This window comes from Micromonospora antibiotica, from assembly GCF_017599305.1.
Lineage (GTDB): Bacteria > Actinomycetota > Actinomycetes > Mycobacteriales > Micromonosporaceae > Micromonospora > Micromonospora antibiotica.
Map to the genome: position 1 here is coordinate 918,753 of NZ_JAGFWR010000001.1, position 18,275 is coordinate 937,027.

An 18,275-nucleotide genomic window follows, 5' to 3' on the forward strand; every position below is an offset into this window, starting at 1 on the left:
GGCGCGTCGGGGGGTGCGGCGCGTCGGGGGTGAGACGTCGGCCGAGCGGGCCGTGCGGCATCGTGTCCGTGGTACCGCCCGACACATCGAAACGGGGAAGTCGATGCACCGCAGCTCCGCCACCGCGCTCACGTTCGCCGTCCTCGCCGTCCTCGCCAGCGGCTGCTCGGACAGCGGGGACGACACCGACGCCGCACCCGCCACGCCGACCAGTGCCGCCGATGCCCCCACCGGGCAGGCCACTCCCGACACGGTGACGACCACCACCCCGACCGCCGGCACCCCGACCGCCGGCACCGCCGCGAACACCGCGCAGGTCTGTCGCGCCGTCGACCAGCTGATCATCGACGGCAGCCGGCAGATCACCGCCGACTCGGCTGCCGCCACCCGGGAGGAACTCACCCCGGAGCAGCTCAACGGCAAGCTCAAGGGGCGACTGAGCGGGCTCGCCGACGACCTCCGTGCGCAGGCCCGCAAGGCCCGGGACGCCCGGATCAAGAAGTTGGTCGACGAGACCGCCACGAAGATCGAGGCCGGCGCGGCGGCCAAGAGCCCGGCAGGCTGGATGGGCACCGACTTCGTCGAGATCCCGGCCCGGCTCACCCGCGACTGCCACGTCTGACCCGGACCCCACCCGGTCCTGCCCGGCGGACCCAGCGGTCCTGTCCGGCCTGGAGTCCTGCCCGGCCCAGCGGTCCTGCCCGGCCCAGCGGTCCTGCCCGGCCCGGGAGACTTACCTGGGCCGAGGGTCTGCCCGGGCCGGGGATGCCCGGTCGGGCGCGGGCACAGGGACGTGGTGGGCGGATCCCGGGTCGTCGGGTCAGCGTCGACCGGGCAGCGGCCGGCCCGGCGGGGCGGTACCGGCCAGCGAGGCACGGTCGGCGGCCGAGGTGCCGGACTGCCAGCCCTCGGCGTCCCGCACGGTCAGCCGGGCCCGGGTGACACCGGGGAAGAGGGTGTCCATCCGCTCCCGTACCGCACCGGAGCGGGCGGCGAGCACCGGCAGCAGCCGGTCCGCCCCGGCGTCCTGCGCCGCCTGCCGGTTCGCCTCGTCGGTCGCGGTCCGCAGCCGCTCGCCGATACGCCGGGCGAAGGCGTGCAGGAAAGCCTCGTCGTAGGCCTTGGTGCGTCGACCGCCACCCTGACGTTCCCGGCGTCCGCGCAGCATCGCGGCGGTGGCCTGCACCAACAGTGAGGTGTGCAGCAGTTCGACGGCCTCCAGGTCGGCGGAGAAGCCGAGCACGGTGGCGAAACCGAGATCGTCGGACCAGACCGACTCGCACCGGTTCGCCGCCGCCACCTCCTGCACCAGCAGCGCTTTCGCACCCGCGTACGGGGCGTCGGTGCTGATCCGGACCCCACCGGGCCGATCCGGGTGGGCGGTGTCCGCCTCGACCAGCGCCCGTTCCAGGCTGTGCCGGGCGATCAGCTCCTGCGCCTTGCCGGTGAACGCCTCAGCCTCGGCCGGGAACGTGGTGGACTCCGCCTTGGCGAGCAACGCCCGTACCCGGTCGAGCACCCGGGATCCGCTCGGACCGCTCGACGCGGTCGTGGCCGGTCCGCCGACGCCGCCGGGCGGGGGGCGCAGCACCGCGACCGGCGGCAGGCCGGTCAGCAGGGCCAGCACCTCGATGGCGTCGCGCAGGGCGGTGATCCGGTCCGTACCCTCCCGGGTGGTCCAACCGGTCAGCCATCCGGCGTCGTCCCCGTGGACCCGGGCGTCCAGGCCGGCCAACTGGTCGTCCCACCACTGCGGCACCGGGCCGCGCTGGGCCGCCCGGTCGGCGGCGAGGGCCTCGGTGACCAGCCGGCCGGGGCGCGCGCCCAGCCGTCGGGTCACGATCCGGGCCACGTCGGCCGGCTGCCAGCCCCGTGGCCAGAGCCGGCCCAGGGCGGCCACCAACCGGCCGAGCAGGGCGGCGTCCACCGCCGCCGGGCCGTCGGGTCCGCCGGGTGTCGGCCGGCCACCGTCACCGCCGACCACGAGCTGGTCCAGCTTCCGCTCCGCATCGCGTACGTCGGTGCCGCGCACCGCCGCGACCGCGGCGGCGATGAGGGCGTCGGCGTCCGGCACGGGTGGTCCTTCCTCGGCGTGACGGCCGGGTGGTGTCCGGATCGTCGGGAGTGTCTGCCCGGCAACGGTACCCGGGCCCGGATTGCTCCTCCCGGGCACTCATCCGTTCGGGCCTCGCGCCCGTACTCCTGCCCGGAGTGGACCACAGGTGGACGGGGAGGACGACGGTGAGCACCCTGACGGTGAGCGAGGCCGCTGACCGGGGCCGGCACCGGGGGCGACGCCGGGGCGTGACCCCGGCCGGTGTCCTGTCGGTGGTGCTGGTGGTGGCCGGGCTGGCTGCCGGCGGTGCGGTGGTGGCCCAGCGGCAGGGCGTCGACCTGGGCGCGCTCATCGGCGACGTCCGCCGGGAGCCGGTCCGGCCGCCCGCCGCCGCGGTGCCACCCGTGCCGACCCGGGCGGAGGCACCCGTCCCGCTCGGATCCGCCGCCGCGCCCGCCCCGGCGGCGCTGCGCTACCCGCAACGGGGGACCGGCACCTGGCGGACGGCGACCGCTGAGGGTGCGGTCGCCGGGCGGGACGGCCAACTGCTGCGCTACCGGGTGGCGGTGGAGGGTGGCATCGACGCCGTCGACCCGGAGCGGTTCGGCCGGGAGGTGGCGGTGGTGCTCGCCGACCGCCGGGGCTGGACCGCCGACGGCCGGTGGCGGCTGCAACGGGTCGGTGCCGACGGCCCGGCGGACTTCACCGTGCTGCTGACCACCCCGGTCACCCGGGGCGAGCTGTGCGGGGACACCTCGGACCACTACACCTCCTGCCGCAACGGTGACCGGGTGGTGATCAACGTGGCGCGATGGGCACGGGGCGTACCGGACTTCAGGGGTGATCTCGCTACTTACCGGTCGTACGTGCTCAATCACGAGGTGGGGCACCGGCTGGGCCGGGGTCACGAGCGGTGCCCGGCGGCAGGCGGGCCGGCACCGGTGATGCAGCAGCAGACGCTCGGCCTGCACGGCTGCCGGCCGAACGCCTGGCCGATGGTGGGCGGCACCCTGTTCACCGGTCCCGCCGGTGAGTACGACGACCCGATCCCGGCCGGCGACTGACCCCTTCCGTCGGGCCGGCCGACTCGCTGCGGCCGTGCGACGGCCCTTCTCGGCTGCGGCCGTTTCGGCTGCGACCGGCCGTCGGGCTTCTCGGCTGCGGCCGTGCGGCGGGCCAACTCGGCTGTGACCATGTGGCGGGCCTTGCCCGGTCGGGTCAGCGGCGGGGGAAGGACGCCCAGATGTTCTTGGTGCGGTCGGTGGCGTACCAGCCGACCTCCAGGGAGACCGCCATGGCGATCTGGAGTCCCCGGCCGCCGGCCCCCATCGGCCGGGTGTCGGACAGCTCGGGGATGGTGCTGAGGTCGTGGTCGGCGACGTCGAGGATGAGCGACTCGTCGATGGCGAGTAGCCGGACAATTGTGGGCGGAATGCCGTGTTTGAGGGCATTGGTTGCCAACTCGGTGGCGACCAGGACGATCAGCTCGGGGATCTCGTCCAGGTTCTGACCGTCGAGCAGCCGCTCGCCGGTGAGCGCCTCGTGCAGCGAGGCGCGCAGGGCACGCAGGCCGGCGGGATCGGCCAGTTCCCACCGGCGCAACTCGGTGGCCTGAGGCGGGGGCGGCGAGGTGCGAAGCGGTGCCATGATCTCGGTTTACCCTGCGTAGCGGTTTCCCATGCTTGGGTCCGCTGTCGAGGATTCGTCCTTCCGGCACCCGGATCACCGCCCCGCCGGCCGAGCTCGGAGCCGCCCGACCAGCTCAGGTCGGGGCCGCCCGACCAGCTCACGTCGGGGCCGGCCGTGCGGTGAATCCGGGGTTCGGTGGGTGCCCGGTGGAGTGTGGTCCCGGCCACTGTCGAGGGTGGCGTTCCAGGCGGGAACGGGTCGTCCTGCACCGCCGGGCCGAGGATCGAGAAATCATCCGATTCGGGGCCTGCGTCAGCCCCGGCGGTCGCGTAAAGTCCGCAAACTGAACGGGCCATGTCGGCGACGGAACGCCCCCCAAAACGGGTGCCCGTCCGCACGGTTGGGCGCATCCCCGCGCCGGCTCACGGACCGCCTCAGGAAGAGCCATGACCGCCAGTACGAACGACCCCAAGGTGACCGTCGTGGTCCCGGCGTACAACTCCGGACCGCACATCGAGAAGCTCGTCACCTCGTTGTTGAGCCAGTCGCTGCCGGCCGGCGAGTTCGAGGTCATGTTCGTCGACGACGGCTCGACCGACTCGACCGGCGCACGGCTCGACGAACTGGCTGCCGCCCATCCGCACATCCGGGTGCTGCACATCGACAACTCCGGCTGGCCGTCGCGGCCCCGTAACCTCGGCGTCCAACACGCCCGGGGCGAGTACGTCTTCTTCGCCGACGACGACGACTGGTTCGGCGAGGAGGCGCTGGAACGGCTGTACGCCTGCGCCCGCGAGCACGACGCGGACCTGGTGGTCGGCAAGATGGCCGGGCACCGCCGTTCGGTGCCGCGCGAACTGTTCCGGCGCAACCGGTTCGACGCCACCCTGGCTAACGCGCCCCTGATCGACAGCCTCACCGCGCACAAGCTGTTCCGGCGCTCCTTCCTCATCGAGCACGACCTGCATTTCCCGGAGGGCAAGCGCCGGCTGGAGGACCACGTCTTCGTCACCCGGGCGTACTTCCTGTCCCGCCGCACCTGCGTGCTGGCCGACTACGTCTGCTACCACCACCAGCGGCGGGTCGACGCCGGTAACGTCACCGCCACCGCGCTGGAGCCGGCCGGCTACTTCGTCAACCTGCGTGAGGCGCTCGACATCGTCGACGCGCACACCGAGCCGGGTGCGCTGCGGGACCGGCTGCACCGGCGGTGGCTGCGCAACGAGATGGTCTCCCGACTTCGCGGCCGGCGGTTGCTCGACGCGCCCGCCGACTGGGTGGACCAGTTGGTCGGCGAGGCGCAGCGCACGATCCGGGACCGGTTCGCCCCGGGCGTCGCCGCCGGTCTGCCGCCGCTGCAACGGATCATCACCCGGCTCATCGAGCAGGGCCGCACCGCCGACCTGCGCCGGTTGGCCCAGTGGGAGGCGGCCGTCCGGGCCCAGCCCACCGTGCAGCGGGTCGAGCAGGACGGCGGCGTCCTGACCGTCACCCTCACCGGCGAGTTGTTCTTCGGCGACCAGCCGCTCACCCTCACCGCCGACGGCGAGCAGCGGCTGCTGGTGGTGCCGGTGGACGACGTACCGGCCGACCTGCGGGACGCGACCCCCGGGATCAAGCAGTCCAAGCTCGACGTCATCGCCCGGCGGCGGGACACCCGGGAGGAGTTCTTCGTGCCGGTCACCGGCACCGTCGAGCTGGTCCCGGTGGGCGACGGCACGCTGCGGCTGGTCCGGCGCGGCACCGCCCGACTCGACGTCGGCGCGCTCAACGGTGGCCGCAGCAGCGGCACCTGGGACCTGAAGGCCCGGGTCACCTGCTGTGGCTGGACCGAGGACGCCTCGCTGCCGGTGGCCTTCCGCTGCGCGGCCGACGGTGCCCGTCCGGTCACCGTGGCGCACCTGGACAGCCTGCGTTTCCGGCTGCGGCGGGCGGTGGCCCGGCGGGTGCCCGAGTCGATCCGGCGGGCCATCCGCCGCTGACCCGGCCGGTACGACCGGTCGGGCCGTCCCGCCCGTCCACGCACCGACCTCCCCACCGCACCGTGACCGCCGTCACCGGCTGCGGTGGCCGGCGTGAAGAACACGTCAAGAAACCGCGGCTGCCCGTCTAGGTCGCGTTATGGACCCTGCCCGATCGGATCAGAGCGCGTTGTGATTGCCCGGCGTGGCCGGAAGGCGGTCACGGCGTTCGGGTCCGGTTGAGGGAGTCCGCGTGTCTGACGTGGTGTTCGTACTGGTGACGGTGGTGCTGTTCGTGGCGCTCGCCCTCGTGGTGAGGGGCGTGGAGAAGCGGTGAACGCCGTCAACGCCGTCGGCCTGGTGCTGGCGATCGGCCTGGGTGTGTTCATGGTCGTCGCGCTGCTGTTCCCGGAGCGCTTCTGATGACCACGACCACAGCGGGCGTCATCTTCATCCTGTCCCTGGTGGTGGCGCTGGTCGTCGCGTACCGCCCGGTCGGCGACCACCTGTACCGGGTGGTCGCCGGCACCCGGCAGTCCCGGGTCGAGCGCGGGGTGTTCCGGCTGGTCGGGGTGAACCCGGCCGCCGAGCAGTCGTGGGGCGTCTACGCCCGCAGCGTGCTGGCCTTCTCCGCCGTCTCGGTGCTGTTCCTCTACGCCTTCCAGCGGTGGCAGGACCACCTGTGGCTGTCGCTGGGCTTGGACCCGGTCGTCCCGCACGGTGCCTGGAACACCGCCGTGTCGTTCGTGACCAACACGAACTGGCAGTGGTACGCGGGTGAGTCGACCATGGGTCACCTGGTGCAGATGGCCGGGCTGGCGGTGCAGAACTTCCTGTCCGCCGCGGTGGGCATCGCGGTGGCGGTGGCCCTGGTCCGGGGGTTCGCCCGCAGCCGTACCGGCGAACTGGGCAACTTCTGGGTCGACCTGGTCCGGATCACGCTGCGGGTGCTGCTGCCGGTGGCGGTGCTCGGCGCGGTCGTGCTGATGCTCGGCGGGGTGGTGCAGAACCTCTCCGCCGGCACCGACGTGACCACCCTGACCGGCGGCGGGCAGACCATCCCCGGTGGGCCGGTGGCCGGCCAGGAGGTGATCAAGGAGTTGGGCACCAACGGGGGTGGCTTCTACAACGCCAACAGCGCCCACCCGTTCGAGAACCCGACGGCCTGGACGAACTGGATCGAGCTGTTCCTGATCCTGCTGATCCCGTTCAGCCTGCCCCGGGTCTTCGGCCGGATGGTCGGCCAGCACCGGCAGGGCTACGCGATCGTCGCGGTGATGGCCGTCCTGGCGCTCGGCAGCGTCACCCTCACCAACGTGTTCGAGCTGGCCGGGCACGGCACCGTGCCGCAGGCCGTCGGTGCGGCGCTGGAGGGCAAGGAGGTCCGTTTCGACGTGTCGAACTCGGCGACCTTCGGCGCGGTCACCACGCTGACCTCGACCGGCGCGGTGAACTCCGCCCATGACTCGTACACCGCGCTGGGCGGGATGATGACGCTGGGCAACATGATGCTCGGCGAGGTCGCCCCCGGCGGCGTCGGCGCGGGCCTGTACGGGCTGCTGGTCCTCGCGGTGATCACGGTGTTCGTCGCCGGTCTGATGGTCGGCCGGACCCCGGAGTACCTGGGTAAGAAGATCGGTTCCCGCGAGATCACCTTCGCCTCGCTGTACTTCCTGGTCACCCCGGCCCTGGTGCTGATCGGCACGGCTGCCGCCTTCGCCACCGGCAACGCCTCGACCGCGTTGAACGTCGGCCCGCACGGACTGTCCGAGGTGCTCTACGCGTTCACCTCGGCGAGCAACAACAACGGTTCGGCGTTCGCCGGGATCACCGTGAACACCCCGTGGTGGAACACCGCCCTCGGGTTGTGCATGCTGCTCGGCCGGTTCCTGCCGATCATCCTGGTGCTCGCGCTGGCCGGCTCGCTCGCCCGCCAGGCGCCCACCCCCGCCTCCGAGGGCACCCTGCCGACCCACCGCCCGCTCTTCGTGGGGATGGTCGTCGGCGTCACGGTGATCCTGGTGGCGTTGACCTTCCTGCCCGCGCTCGCCCTCGGCCCGCTGGCCGAAGGGCGGTGACCACCATGGGGAAGAACGACATGACCGTCCCGTCCGTGGCATCCGGTGGCGAGCAGCCGCCGACCGCCGGCCCAGCCGAGGCCCGGGCGGCGGTGGACCCACCCGCCGGCCGGGTACCGGGTGGTGGCCGGGCCGGTGGCGGCCTGCTGGACCCCCGGCAGCTGCTCCGCTCCCTGCCCGACGCGCTGCGCAAGCTCGACCCGCGCACCCTGTGGCGCAACCCGGTGCTGCTGATCGTGGAGATCGGCGCGGCCTTCACCACCGTCCTGGCGGTGACCGACCCGTCGGTGTTCGGTTGGGCGATCACCGGCTGGCTCTGGCTCACCGTGCTCTTCGCCAACCTCGCCGAGGCGGTCGCCGAGGGCCGGGGCAAGGCGCAGGCCGCCTCGCTGCGGCAGGCCAAGCGGGACACCATCGCCACCCGCCTGGTCGGCTGGTCGCCGGGTGCCCGCGCCGACACCTACACCGACGAGGCGGTGCCCGCGCCGGAGCTGCGGCAGGGCGACGTCGTCCTGGTCAGCGCCGGTGGGACCATCCCCGGCGACGGTGACGTCGTCGAGGGCATCGCCAGCGTCGACGAGTCCGCGATCACCGGTGAGTCCGCGCCGGTGATCCGGGAGTCCGGCGGTGACCGCAGCGCCGTGACCGGCGGCACCCGGGTGCTCTCGGACCGGATCGTCGTGCGGATCACCCAGCGGCCCGGGGAGAGCTTCATCGACCGGATGATCGCCCTGGTCGAGGGGGCCGACCGGCAGAAGACCCCGAACGAGATCGCGCTGAACGTCCTGCTCGCCGCGCTCACCCTGATCTTCCTGCTGGCCGTGGTCACCCTCCAACCGTTGGCGATCTTCGCCAAGGGTTGGCAGGCCGCCGCGCCCGACACGGGGGCGGTCACCGACGACGGGGTGACCGGGGTGGTGCTGGTGTCCCTGCTGGTCTGCCTGATCCCGACCACCATCGGGGCGCTGCTGTCGGCGATCGGCATCGCCGGCATGGACCGGCTCGTGCAGCGCAACGTGCTGGCCATGAGCGGCCGGGCGGTGGAGGCGGCGGGGGACGTCGACACCCTGCTGTTGGACAAGACCGGCACGATCACCCTGGGCAACCGGCAGGCCGTCGCGTTCCTGCCGGCCGACGGGGTCACCACCGCCGACGTGGCCGCCGCCGCGCAGCTGGCCAGCCTCGCCGACGAGACCCCGGAGGGCCGGTCGGTGGTCGCGCTGGCGACGCAGGAGTTCGACCTGCGCGCGGAGGAGCCGGGGCTGCTGCCGTACGCCGACTTCGTGCCGTTCACCGCGCAGACCCGGATGAGCGGCGTCGACCTGACGCCGGCGGACGCGCCGGCCCGCCGGGTCCGTAAGGGGGCGGCGACGGCGGTGCTGACCTGGGTACGGGAGCACGGCGGTCACCCCGGCGAACAGGTCGGTCAGCTGGTCGACGAGATCAGCGGGCTCGGCGGCACCCCGTTGGTGGTGGCCGAACACGTCGCCGGGGAGCCGGCCCGCGCGCTCGGCGTCATCCACCTCAAGGACGTGGTGAAGACCGGGATGCGGGAGCGGTTCGCCGAGCTGCGCCGGATGGGCATCCGGACCGTGATGGTCACCGGCGACAACCCGCGTACCGCGCAGGCGATCGCCGACGAGGCCGGCGTGGACGACTTCCTCGCCGAGGCCACCCCGGAGGACAAGCTCGCCCTGATCCGCAAGGAACAGGAGGGCGGTCGGCTGGTCGCGATGACCGGGGACGGCACCAACGACGCCCCGGCGCTGGCCCAGGCCGACGTCGGGGTCGCGATGAACACCGGCACGTCGGCGGCGAAGGAGGCCGGCAACATGGTCGACCTGGACTCCGACCCGACCAAGCTGATCGAGATCGTGGAGATCGGCAAGCAGCTGCTGATCACCCGGGGCGCGTTGACCACCTTCAGCATCGCCAACGACGTGGCGAAGTACTTCGCGATCATCCCGGCCATGTTCGCCGGCATCTACCCGGGCCTGGACCGGCTCAACGTGATGCGGCTGGGCAGCCCCGAGTCGGCGATCCTCGCGGCGGTGATCTTCAACGCCCTGGTGATCATCGCGCTCGTACCGTTGGCGCTGCGCGGGGTGCGTTACCGGCCGGCCGCCGCGTCCCGGCTGCTCGGCCGCAACCTGCTGGTCTACGGCCTCGGCGGCATCGTCGCGCCGTTCGTCGGCATCAAACTCATCGACCTGCTCATCCAGTTCGTTCCGGGAGTCTCGTGATGCGCCCACCCGCCTGGCTCGCCGCCCACCTCGCCGCGTTGCGCGCCCTGCTCGTGTTCACCGTGCTGCTCGGGGTGGCCTACCCGCTGACCCTGGTCGCCGTCGGCCGGCTCCCCGGCCTCGACGCGAAGACCGACGGTTCGCTGCTGACCGTGGACGGCCGGACCGTCGGCAGCACCCTGATCGGGCAGTCCTTCACCGACGCCGACGGCGACCCCGTCCCGCGCTACTTCCAGTCCCGCCCGTCGGGGGCCGGCGACGGCTACGACCCGACCGCCTCCGGCGCCTCGAACCTCGGCCCGGAGAGCGTGCTGGACACCCTCGCCGTCGACCCGCAGGACTCGACCCGGAGCCTGCTCAGCCAGGTCTGCGCCCGCAGCCGGGCGGTCGGCCTGCTCGACGGCGTCGACGGGCGGCGGCCGTACTGCACGCCCGACGGGGTGGGGGCGGTGCTGGCGGTGTTCCACGCCGACGGGCTGACCGGCCGGATCACCCGGGTGGTCAGCGTCAACCAGACCGCCCCGGCCACCCCGTTCGTCACCTCCTGGCAGGGGGTGCCGGTGGAGCTGGCGCAACCCGGGGAGGACTACCGGGCCGCCGGTGGGCTGATCACCCCGGTCCGGGGGGACGCGCCGGCACACCCCGCCGTCCCCGCCGACGCGGTCACCGCCGGCGGCAGCGGCCTCGACCCGCACATCAGCCCCGCGTACGCCGGGATCCAGGTGGCCCGGGTGGCGCGGGAGCGCGGCGCGGACCCGGCGGTGGTCCGGCGGCTGGTCGCCGAGCACACCACCGGCCGGACGCTCGGCTTCATGGGTGCCCCCGCGGTGAACGTGCTGACCCTCAACCTGGCCCTCGACCGGAGCCTGCCCGCCCGCTGAGCCCCGACGCCGGCACCCCCGCCCGGGGTGCCGGCCCGGCGGTCGCACCCCGGGGCGGTACGCACAGCGAGAGGATGGTCCCGTGCCACGAGGTGAACTGCGCATCTACCTGGGTGCCGCCCCCGGCGTCGGCAAGACGTACGCCATGTTGGAGGAGGCCCGGCGGCGGGCCGAACGGGGCACCGACGTGCTGGTCGGCCTGGTGGAGACGCACGGCCGGCCGCACACCGCCGCGATGATCGGCGACCTGCCGGTGCTGCCCCGGCGCACGCTGCGCTACCGGGACGCCGAGTTCACCGAGCTGGACCTCGACGCCGTGCTGGCCCGCCGCCCGGAGCTGGTCGTGGTCGACGAGTTGGCGCACACCAACGTGCCCGGCTCCCGGCACGGCAAGCGCTGGCAGGACGTCCAGGAACTGCTCGACGCGGGCATCTCGGTGCTGTCGACGGTCAACGTCCAGCACCTGGAGTCACTCAACGACGTGGTCGCCCGGATCACCGGCACCACCCAGCGGGAGACCGTCCCGGACGCCGTGGTCCGCGCCGCCGAACAGGTCGAACTGGTCGACATGACCCCGGAGGCGCTGCGCCGGCGGATGGCACACGGCAACATCTACCGGCCCGACCGGATCGACGCGGCGCTGGGCAACTACTTCCGGGTCGGCAACCTCACCGCGCTGCGCGAGCTGGCCCTGCTCTGGCTGGCCGACAAGGTCGACGACCAGCTCGACCGGTACCGGGCCCAGGAGGGCATCTCCGCCACCTGGGAGGCCCGGGAACGGGTCGTCGTCGCCCTCACCGGCGGCCCGGAGGGGGAGACCCTGATCCGCCGGGCGGCCCGGATCGCCGCCCGCAGCAAGGGGGCCGACCTGCTCGCCGTGCACGTGGCCCGCGACGACGGGCTGGCCGGGGCGGACCCGGCCCAGCTCGCCCGGCAGCGGGTCCTGGTGGAGAGCCTCGGCGGCAGCTACCACCAGGTGCTCGGCGGGGACGTGCCGGCAGCCCTGCTCGACTTCGCCCGGGGGGTCAACGCCACCCAACTGGTGCTCGGGGCGAGCCGGCGCGGCCGGTTCGCCCAGCTGATCGCCCGGGGCGTCGGCGTCACCACCACGGCCCGCTCCGGGGCGATCGACGTGCACCTGGTCACCCACCCGCAGGCCGGGCGGGGCCGGCGCGGGGCCGGGATGCCGGCCGCGCTGTCCCGACGGCGTCGGCTGCTCGGGTTCGCCCTCGCCGTGCTGGGCCTGCCGCTGCTCACCCTGCTGCTGTCGGTGTTGCCGGACCTCACCCTGACCAACGACATCCTGATCTTCCTGGCCGGGGTGGTCGGGGTGGCGCTGGTCGGTGGGCTCTGGCCGGCGCTGGTCGCCGCGCTCGGCGGATCGCTGCTGCTGAACTGGTTCTTCACCCCGCCGTACCGCACGCTGACCATCGCCGAGGCGGACAATCTCCTCGCGCTGGGCGTCTTCGTCGGGGTGGCGGTCGCGGTGAGCTGGGTGGTGGACGTGGCGGCCCGGCGTACCCGGGAAGCGGCCCGGGCCGCCGCCGACGCGCAGACCCTGGCCACCGTCGCCGGTGGCGTGCTGAGCGGTGAACGGCCGCTGCCGGCGCTGCTCGACCGGCTGCGGGAGACCTTCGGGTTGCGCGCGGTCAGCGCCCTGGAACTCGTCCCCGACGCGCGGGGGCGGCCCGGCCGGACCCACGAGGAAGGGGCCTGGCGGCGGGTGGCCAGCGTCGGGGTGGACCCGGCGGGCAGCCCCGGCGCGGGGGAGACCACGGTGCCGGTCGACGACCGGCTGACCGTGGTGCTCAGCGGCCGTCGGCTGGAGGCCGCCGACCGGCGCATCGTCGAGGCGTTCGCCGCGCAGGCCGCCGTCGCGCTGCGCCAGGAACGACTCGCCGAGGAAGCCGCCACCGCCCGGCCGCTCGCCGAGGCCGACCGGTTACGCACCGCGCTGCTCGCCGCCGTCAGCCACGACCTGCGTACGCCGCTGGCGTCGGCGAAGGCCGCGGTGAGCAGCCTGCGCAGCCCCGACGTCGACTTCGACCCCGAGGACCGGGCCGAGCTGCTCGCCACCGCCGACGAGTCCCTGGACCGGCTCGGCCGGCTGGTGGCGAACCTGCTCGACATGAGCCGGTTGCAGGCCGGCGCGCTGGGCGTCACCCGCACCGCGATCGGGCTGGAGGACGCCGTACCGCTGGCCCTGGACGAGCTGGGGCCGGCCGCCGCCGACGTACGCACCGACATCCCCGCCGACCTGCCGGCGGTCGACGCCGACCCGGGCCTGCTGGAACGGGTGCTGGTCAACATCGTCGCGAACGCCCTGCGGCACAGCCCGGCCGGGCAGCCGCCCACGCTCACCGCCAGCAGCCACGCCGGGCAGGTGGAGCTGCGGGTCATCGACACCGGCCCCGGCATCCCCGAGGACCGCTGGGAGCACGTCTTCCTGCCGTTCCAGCGGCTCGGTGACCGGGACAACCAGACCGGGGTGGGGTTGGGGCTGGCCCTGTCGCGGGGGCTGGCCGAGGCGATGGGTGGCAGCATCACCCCGGAGACCACCCCCGGTGGGGGACTGACCATGGTGTTGCGGCTGCCCGCCGCCGACGAGAGGCCGGACCGGTGACCCGCATCCTGGTCGTCGACGACGAACCGCAGATCCTCCGCGCGCTGCGGATCAACCTGCGCGCCCGGGGGTACGACGTCGAGGTCGCCGGGACCGGCACGGCCGCGTTGAAGGCCGCCGCCGCCCACCCGCCGGACCTGGTGGTGCTCGACCTGGGCCTGCCCGACCTCGACGGCGTGGAGGTCATCCGGGGCCTGCGCGGCTGGACCACCATCCCGATCATCGTGCTGTCCGGGCGGGCCGGCAGCGCGGACAAGGTAGCCGCCCTCGACGCCGGTGCCGACGACTACGTCACCAAGCCGTTCGGGGTCGACGAACTCCTCGCCCGTATCCGCGCCGTCACCCGCCGCCTCGCCTCCTCACCCGTCGACGCGACGGCCACCGCCCGGGTGGGTCGGCACACCGTCGACCTCGCCACCCGCACCGTCACCCGCGACGACGGCGTCGAAACCCGGCTCACCCCCACCCAGTGGGCGGTGCTGGAACGGCTGCTGCGCCACCCCGGCAAGCTGATCAGCCAACGTCAGCTCCTGCACGAGGTGTGGGGGCCGGAGTACCAGCAGGAGACCAACTACCTGCGGCAGTACCTGGCGCAGCTGCGGCGCAAGCTGGAGGACGACCCGGCGCGGCCCCGGCACCTGATCACCGAGCCGGGTATGGGCTACCGCTACCGCCCCTGACCGGCCCCGGGCCGCGCCCCGGCGGTCACCGGGCTGTCGCCCCGCATCCGTCACCGGGCCCCGCTGCCCCGCCTGCGCTGCGTCAGATGACCAGCCCGATCGCCAGGGCGACGACGGCGAGGAGCGGGGGGACGAGCTGCTTGAGCGCGGCACCGGCCTTGTCGGGTGCCGAGATCAGCAGCACCAGCCCGGCGGCGACCATCGACCCGGCGCCGACGAAGACCAGGGTCGCGCCGACGGTGTGCGCGCCGACGGCGTAGGCGACGATGCCGACGACGATCGCGACGGCCAGGAAGAGGTTGTAGAAACCCTGGTTGAAGGCGAGTTGCCGGGTCGCCTCCGCCTCCTCGCGGCTGGTGCCGAAGACCGCGCGGGCGCGGGCGGTGGTCCAGACGACCGACTCCAGGTAGAAGATGTAGACATGGATGAGGCCGGCGATGCCGGCCAGGACGAGTCCCGCGACGACCACGACCCTGCCTCCTTCGTTGGCGCGGACCAGAGATGTCCGCCACGGTCATTCTCCCTGCCCGCCGTGCTGCCCGAATCAGGTGTTGGCGGTTTGCCGTGTGCCTCCTACGGTGTGGAGGACAAGATGGGGGAGGTTCAGGTTGGCCGACGCGGGTGACGCGGTGCGGTGGCTCCAGCTTGCCGCACCCCGCGGCGGGCCGGACGATCTGTCCCTGCTGGTGAACCGGGTCGCGCCGGCCATGGACGCCACCGAGATCGTGATCTACCTGGCGGACTACCAGCAGGCCAGCCTCGTACCGTTGCTCGGTGCCGGTCTCGACCGGGGTGAGCTGGCGATCGAGACGACCCTCGCCGGCCGGGCGTTCACCGCTCTCGACGTGCAGCACGCGGCCGACAGCCCGGACCGGGTCTGGGTGCCGCTGCTGGTCGGGTGCGAACGGATGGGCGTGCTGGAGATCGTCTCGCCGGCCGCCGGGGACCCGGCGATGAGCGAGCCGGCCTGGGAGTTGGCGACCTGCGTCGCGCAACTCGTGGTGAACCGCCGACCTTACGGCGACGTCGTCGAGCGGCTGCGGCGTCGGCTGCCGATGCAGGTCGCCGCCGAGATCGTCTGGGGTCTCCTGCCCCCGCTGACCTTCGCCACCGACGAGATGGTGCTCACCACCATCCTCGAACCGTGCTACGACGTCGGCGGCGACATCTTCGACTACGCGCTCAACGGTGACGTGCTCAGCGTCGGGCTGTTCGACACCTGCGGGCACGGCATCCGGGCGAGCACCCTGGCCTCCCTGGTGGTCAGCGCCTACCGCAACGCCCGCCGGTGCGGCCTCGACCTGGTCGACACGGCCCTGAGCATCGACAAATGGGTACGTTCCGAGCATCCGCACCTGTTCGCCACGGCGCTCCTCATCGAGCTGGAGCCGAGCACCGGCCGGCTCCGGGTGATCAACGCCGGCCACCCGGGCGCCCTGCTGCTGCGCGACGGCAAGGCGATCCGGGAACTGCCGGGCCCGACCGCGCTCCCGCTCGGCCTGGGCCACCTGGCGACCCAGCGCCCCGAGGTGTACGAGGAGGAGCTGCACCCCGGGGACCGCATCCTCGCCTACACCGACGGCATCACCGACGCGCGGGGCGGCGACGGGGAACGGTTCGGGTTGAAGCGGCTCGTCGACTTCGTCAACCGGGCCCTCAACGACCAGTTGGCCACCCCGGAGACGATGCGCCGGCTGGTGCGCGCGGTGGTCGCCTACCAGGAGGGGCAGCTCGACGACGACGCGACGGCGCTGCTGCTGGAGTGGCGTCCACCGCACGCACCGCTGTCCCACCTGCACGGCCGCACGACCAGCGGACCGTGAGGGTGACGACCCCGGGGTGAGCGTCGCCAGGTGCCCGGCAGCCCTGGTCACGAGGATGCACGCGGCTCAGCCGGCGAGACCACGTTCCGTCGCCCAGTGGTGGGGGCGGGGCACGGGGACGGGGTCGGTCTGCTGCCGCTGGTCGGGCTCGGCGAGCCGGAGCAGGCGGTACATGGTGCGCCGCAGCAGCACGCCGGCGTTGCCCGGGCGGGCGGTCAACGCAGCCATCACCGTCCCGGGGTCGACCTCGCCGGTCAGGGCGAGTTGGGAGATCAGCGGCTGTCGGGGGTCCAGGCGGGGTGCGTGGGTGGCGAGCAGGTGCTGGGCCGTACCGGTGGCCGGTACCGGTCCCTGGGCGGGGAGCAGCAGGGTCCGGCGTCCGATGGCGGCGGCGTAGGCCGTGACGGAGCCGTGGTCGCCGACGACGTGGTCGGCGGCAACCACCGGGCCACGCCAGTCCTCGGTCGGATCGGGCAGCAGCAACCCGGCGTCGAGGCAGCCCCGGAGCCAGGCGCGGATCTGGCGGTGCCCGTGTCCGTCCCAGATCGCGGGGTGCAGCAGCGCGGCCACCCGGTACCGGTCCGCCGGGAGCTGTTTCATCAACTGTGGAAGCAGGTCCGGCCAGCGGCCGAAGGCGCCGTCCCTGCCCCAGGTGGAGGAGACCACGACGAGTTGCTGATGCTCGCCCAACCCCATGGCACGCCGGTAGTCCGGGCGGCGGGGAAGGCTGGCGACGAGCCGGTCGACGCAGGGGTCGCCGACGACCACAGCCGCCTCGACCGCCTCCGGGCACTGCCGACGCAGCACCTCCAACTCACGGTCGTGGGAGAGGGCGAGGGCTGTCGGGAGCACGCGCCCGTCATGGGTCAGCCGTTGGGCGTCGAGACCGTACACCGGTGGGTCCGCGAGCACCGGCGCGTCGGACGAACCGGGTCGGACCCGCTTGCTCCGTCCGGCGCCGTGGGCCAGCAGCAGGAGCGGCGCGTGCAGTTGGTGCAGCCCGCCGTGGGCGGCGGCGATGCCGAGGTCGAAGTGCTCCCGGACGGCCTGGTGCCAGGGCAGGACGAGCGCGCCGAGCTGGTCGAGGAACCGTGCCACCTGATGGTTGAAGACGTCGGGCGCCACGGTGAAGACCACCTGCACGCGGGGGTCGCCCTCGACGTACCCGATGACGTCCAGCAAGCGTTGGCAGCTCGCGATGGTGTGGGCCACGACGAGCGTCGGCCGGCAACCCGACCGGCTCACCCAGCGGCTGGCGTCGATGCCGACGGGGGCGGGTGACCACTCCAGCGACGTCATTGACGTAACTCTATCCAGGCTCGCGCGGCCGTCGGACCCGCCGGCCGGCTGCCGCCGGTCGGGCGGAGGATCTCCACGTCGTCGTGCACGGTGACGCCGTTCCACACCACGGTGACCCGGGGGTTCGCCACCGTGACGCCGGCCGCGTCGTAGCGGGCCTGAAGACATTCGATCTCGTACGTCTGCCAGGTCTGCGTGGGCGGGCCGCGTTCACGGTGCCGTTCCGATTCCACCGACTCGTGGGCTGGTGGGGGTGCCGGGATTGAGGCACTATTCCCAGGGACTCTGCGCAGCTCAAGCCCAGACTGGTAGGTGAATCGTGCCGCTGCCCCGTCGCGTGGTCGTTTCCGGTGTGGTCGCCACGGTCGTCCTCGGCGCGGTGGTGGGAGTGGCCCTCTGGGTGGGCCGGGACGACCCGGCCTACCAGCCGCCGACGTCACGCGTGGTGCAGCCGGGCGCACCCGGCCAGCCGGGTCGGCAACTGTCCGGCACCGACCTGGCGCAGGTCTCGCCGCCCGGGTTCACCGCGGCCGACAGCCGGTTCGTGCAGGGCATGATCCCGCACCACACGCAGGCGCTGGCGATGACCGCGTTGCTGGCCGGGCGGACCACCAGCCCGGACGTGACGCTGCTGGCCAAGCGGATCGAGGTGTCGCAGGGCGACGAGATCGCCCGGATGCGTACCTGGCTGGCCGAGCGCAACGTGCCGGCCGCCGGCCCGCACGACGGGGCGGCGCACGACGCGCTCATGCCGGGAATGCTGACCGCCGCCCAGTTCGATGAGCTCAAGCAGGCTCGCGGTACGGAGTTCGACCGGCTCTTCCTCACCGCGATGATCCGCCACCACCAGGGCGCGTTGATCATGGTGGAGCAGCTGTACGCGGGCGGCGGCGGCCTGGAGCCGGCGAGCGACCAGTTCGCCCGCGAGGTCAACGCCGACCAGGGCATCGAGATCCAACGGATGCAGCAGATGTTGGCCAAACTCGGCTGAGCCGCCGTCGG

General features: G+C 73.4%; 16 protein-coding genes. 11 read left to right on the plus strand and 5 right to left on the minus strand.

What is annotated here, in order from left to right; translation table 11 throughout:
- Window positions 1-103 precede the first annotated feature (103 nt).
- The gene (locus tag JQN83_RS04310) at window positions 104-622 is read left to right on the plus strand and encodes a hypothetical protein (protein ID WP_208565663.1); all 519 of its coding nucleotides are present in this window, start codon (window positions 104-106) and stop codon (window positions 620-622) included.
- Window positions 623-820: 198 nt separating this feature from the next.
- Here JQN83_RS04310 and JQN83_RS04315 read toward each other — a convergent pair whose 3' ends face one another.
- Window positions 821-2,074: a DUF2786 domain-containing protein gene (locus JQN83_RS04315; RefSeq protein ID WP_208565664.1), complete on the minus strand. Its 1,254-nt coding sequence runs from the start codon at window positions 2,072-2,074 to the stop codon at window positions 821-823.
- A 167-nt stretch (window positions 2,075-2,241) separates the two neighbouring features.
- Here JQN83_RS04315 and JQN83_RS04320 point away from each other — a divergent pair, with 167 nt between their 5' ends.
- Window positions 2,242-3,120 carry a DUF3152 domain-containing protein gene (locus tag JQN83_RS04320; RefSeq protein ID WP_307798992.1) on the plus strand — a complete coding sequence of 293 codons (879 nt, stop codon included), beginning with the start codon at window positions 2,242-2,244 and terminating at the stop codon, window positions 3,118-3,120.
- A gap of 154 nt (window positions 3,121-3,274) precedes the next feature.
- Here the strand turns inward: JQN83_RS04320 and JQN83_RS04325 are convergent, their stop codons facing one another.
- A complete protein-coding gene (locus JQN83_RS04325) occupies window positions 3,275-3,703 on the minus strand; it encodes an ATP-binding protein (protein WP_208565665.1) in 429 nt (142 codons plus the stop codon).
- A 428-nt stretch (window positions 3,704-4,131) separates the two neighbouring features.
- Here JQN83_RS04325 and JQN83_RS04330 point away from each other — a divergent pair, with 428 nt between their 5' ends.
- The 7 genes from JQN83_RS04330 to JQN83_RS04360 all read left to right on the plus strand — a co-directional run bounded on the left by JQN83_RS04330 (window position 4,132) and on the right by JQN83_RS04360 (window position 14,151).
- Entirely contained in the window at window positions 4,132-5,667 is a 1,536-nt protein-coding gene (locus JQN83_RS04330) for a glycosyltransferase family A protein (protein ID WP_208565666.1), read from the plus strand.
- Window positions 5,668-5,979: 312 nt separating this feature from the next.
- The gene (gene kdpF, locus JQN83_RS04335) at window positions 5,980-6,069 is read left to right on the plus strand and encodes a K(+)-transporting ATPase subunit F (protein WP_067312053.1); all 90 of its coding nucleotides are present in this window, start codon (window positions 5,980-5,982) and stop codon (window positions 6,067-6,069) included.
- Window positions 6,069-7,724, plus strand: coding sequence for a potassium-transporting ATPase subunit KdpA (kdpA, locus tag JQN83_RS04340; RefSeq protein ID WP_208565667.1), 1,656 nt, complete (start codon window positions 6,069-6,071; stop codon window positions 7,722-7,724). Before kdpF ends, kdpA begins: the two co-directional genes overlap by 1 nt.
- Window positions 7,725-7,744: 20 nt before the next feature.
- The gene (kdpB, locus tag JQN83_RS04345; RefSeq protein ID WP_208565668.1) at window positions 7,745-9,967 is read left to right on the plus strand and encodes a potassium-transporting ATPase subunit KdpB; all 2,223 of its coding nucleotides are present in this window, start codon (window positions 7,745-7,747) and stop codon (window positions 9,965-9,967) included.
- Entirely contained in the window at window positions 9,967-10,848 is an 882-nt protein-coding gene (locus JQN83_RS04350; protein WP_208565669.1) for a potassium-transporting ATPase subunit C, read from the plus strand. Before kdpB ends, JQN83_RS04350 begins: the two co-directional genes overlap by 1 nt.
- 82 nt (window positions 10,849-10,930) lie before the next feature.
- Entirely contained in the window at window positions 10,931-13,471 is a 2,541-nt protein-coding gene (locus JQN83_RS04355) for a DUF4118 domain-containing protein (RefSeq protein WP_208565670.1), read from the plus strand.
- Window positions 13,468-14,151, plus strand: a complete 684-nt coding sequence (locus JQN83_RS04360; RefSeq protein WP_208565671.1) for a response regulator — start codon at window positions 13,468-13,470, stop codon at window positions 14,149-14,151. The genes JQN83_RS04355 and JQN83_RS04360 overlap by 4 nt, the downstream gene beginning before the upstream one ends.
- An 82-nt stretch (window positions 14,152-14,233) precedes the next feature.
- Here JQN83_RS04360 and JQN83_RS04365 read toward each other — a convergent pair whose 3' ends face one another.
- Window positions 14,234-14,620 (minus strand): DUF1304 domain-containing protein, encoded by a 387-nt coding sequence (locus tag JQN83_RS04365; RefSeq protein WP_208565672.1) that lies wholly within the window; start codon window positions 14,618-14,620, stop codon window positions 14,234-14,236.
- A 139-nt stretch (window positions 14,621-14,759) separates the two neighbouring features.
- Between JQN83_RS04365 and JQN83_RS04370 the strand changes: the two genes are divergently transcribed.
- Window positions 14,760-15,974, plus strand: coding sequence for a PP2C family protein-serine/threonine phosphatase (locus JQN83_RS04370; protein WP_244251581.1), 1,215 nt, complete (start codon window positions 14,760-14,762; stop codon window positions 15,972-15,974).
- A 66-nt stretch (window positions 15,975-16,040) separates the two neighbouring features.
- On the opposite strand, the gene JQN83_RS04375 is transcribed toward JQN83_RS04370, so the two are convergent.
- Together JQN83_RS04375 and JQN83_RS04380 are read right to left on the minus strand one after the other, a co-directional pair.
- Window positions 16,041-17,273, minus strand: coding sequence for a hypothetical protein (locus JQN83_RS04375; RefSeq protein WP_208565673.1), 1,233 nt, complete (start codon window positions 17,271-17,273; stop codon window positions 16,041-16,043).
- On the minus strand, window positions 17,270-17,506 hold the full coding sequence (locus tag JQN83_RS04380; RefSeq protein WP_208565674.1) for a LamG domain-containing protein: 237 nt from the start codon (window positions 17,504-17,506) through the stop codon (window positions 17,270-17,272). Before JQN83_RS04380 ends, JQN83_RS04375 begins: the two co-directional genes overlap by 4 nt.
- Before the next feature lie 86 nt (window positions 17,507-17,592).
- Between JQN83_RS04380 and JQN83_RS04385 the strand changes: the two genes are divergently transcribed.
- Window positions 17,593-18,264, plus strand: a complete 672-nt coding sequence (locus tag JQN83_RS04385; protein ID WP_208565675.1) for a DUF305 domain-containing protein — start codon at window positions 17,593-17,595, stop codon at window positions 18,262-18,264.
- Window positions 18,265-18,275 lie beyond the last annotated feature (11 nt).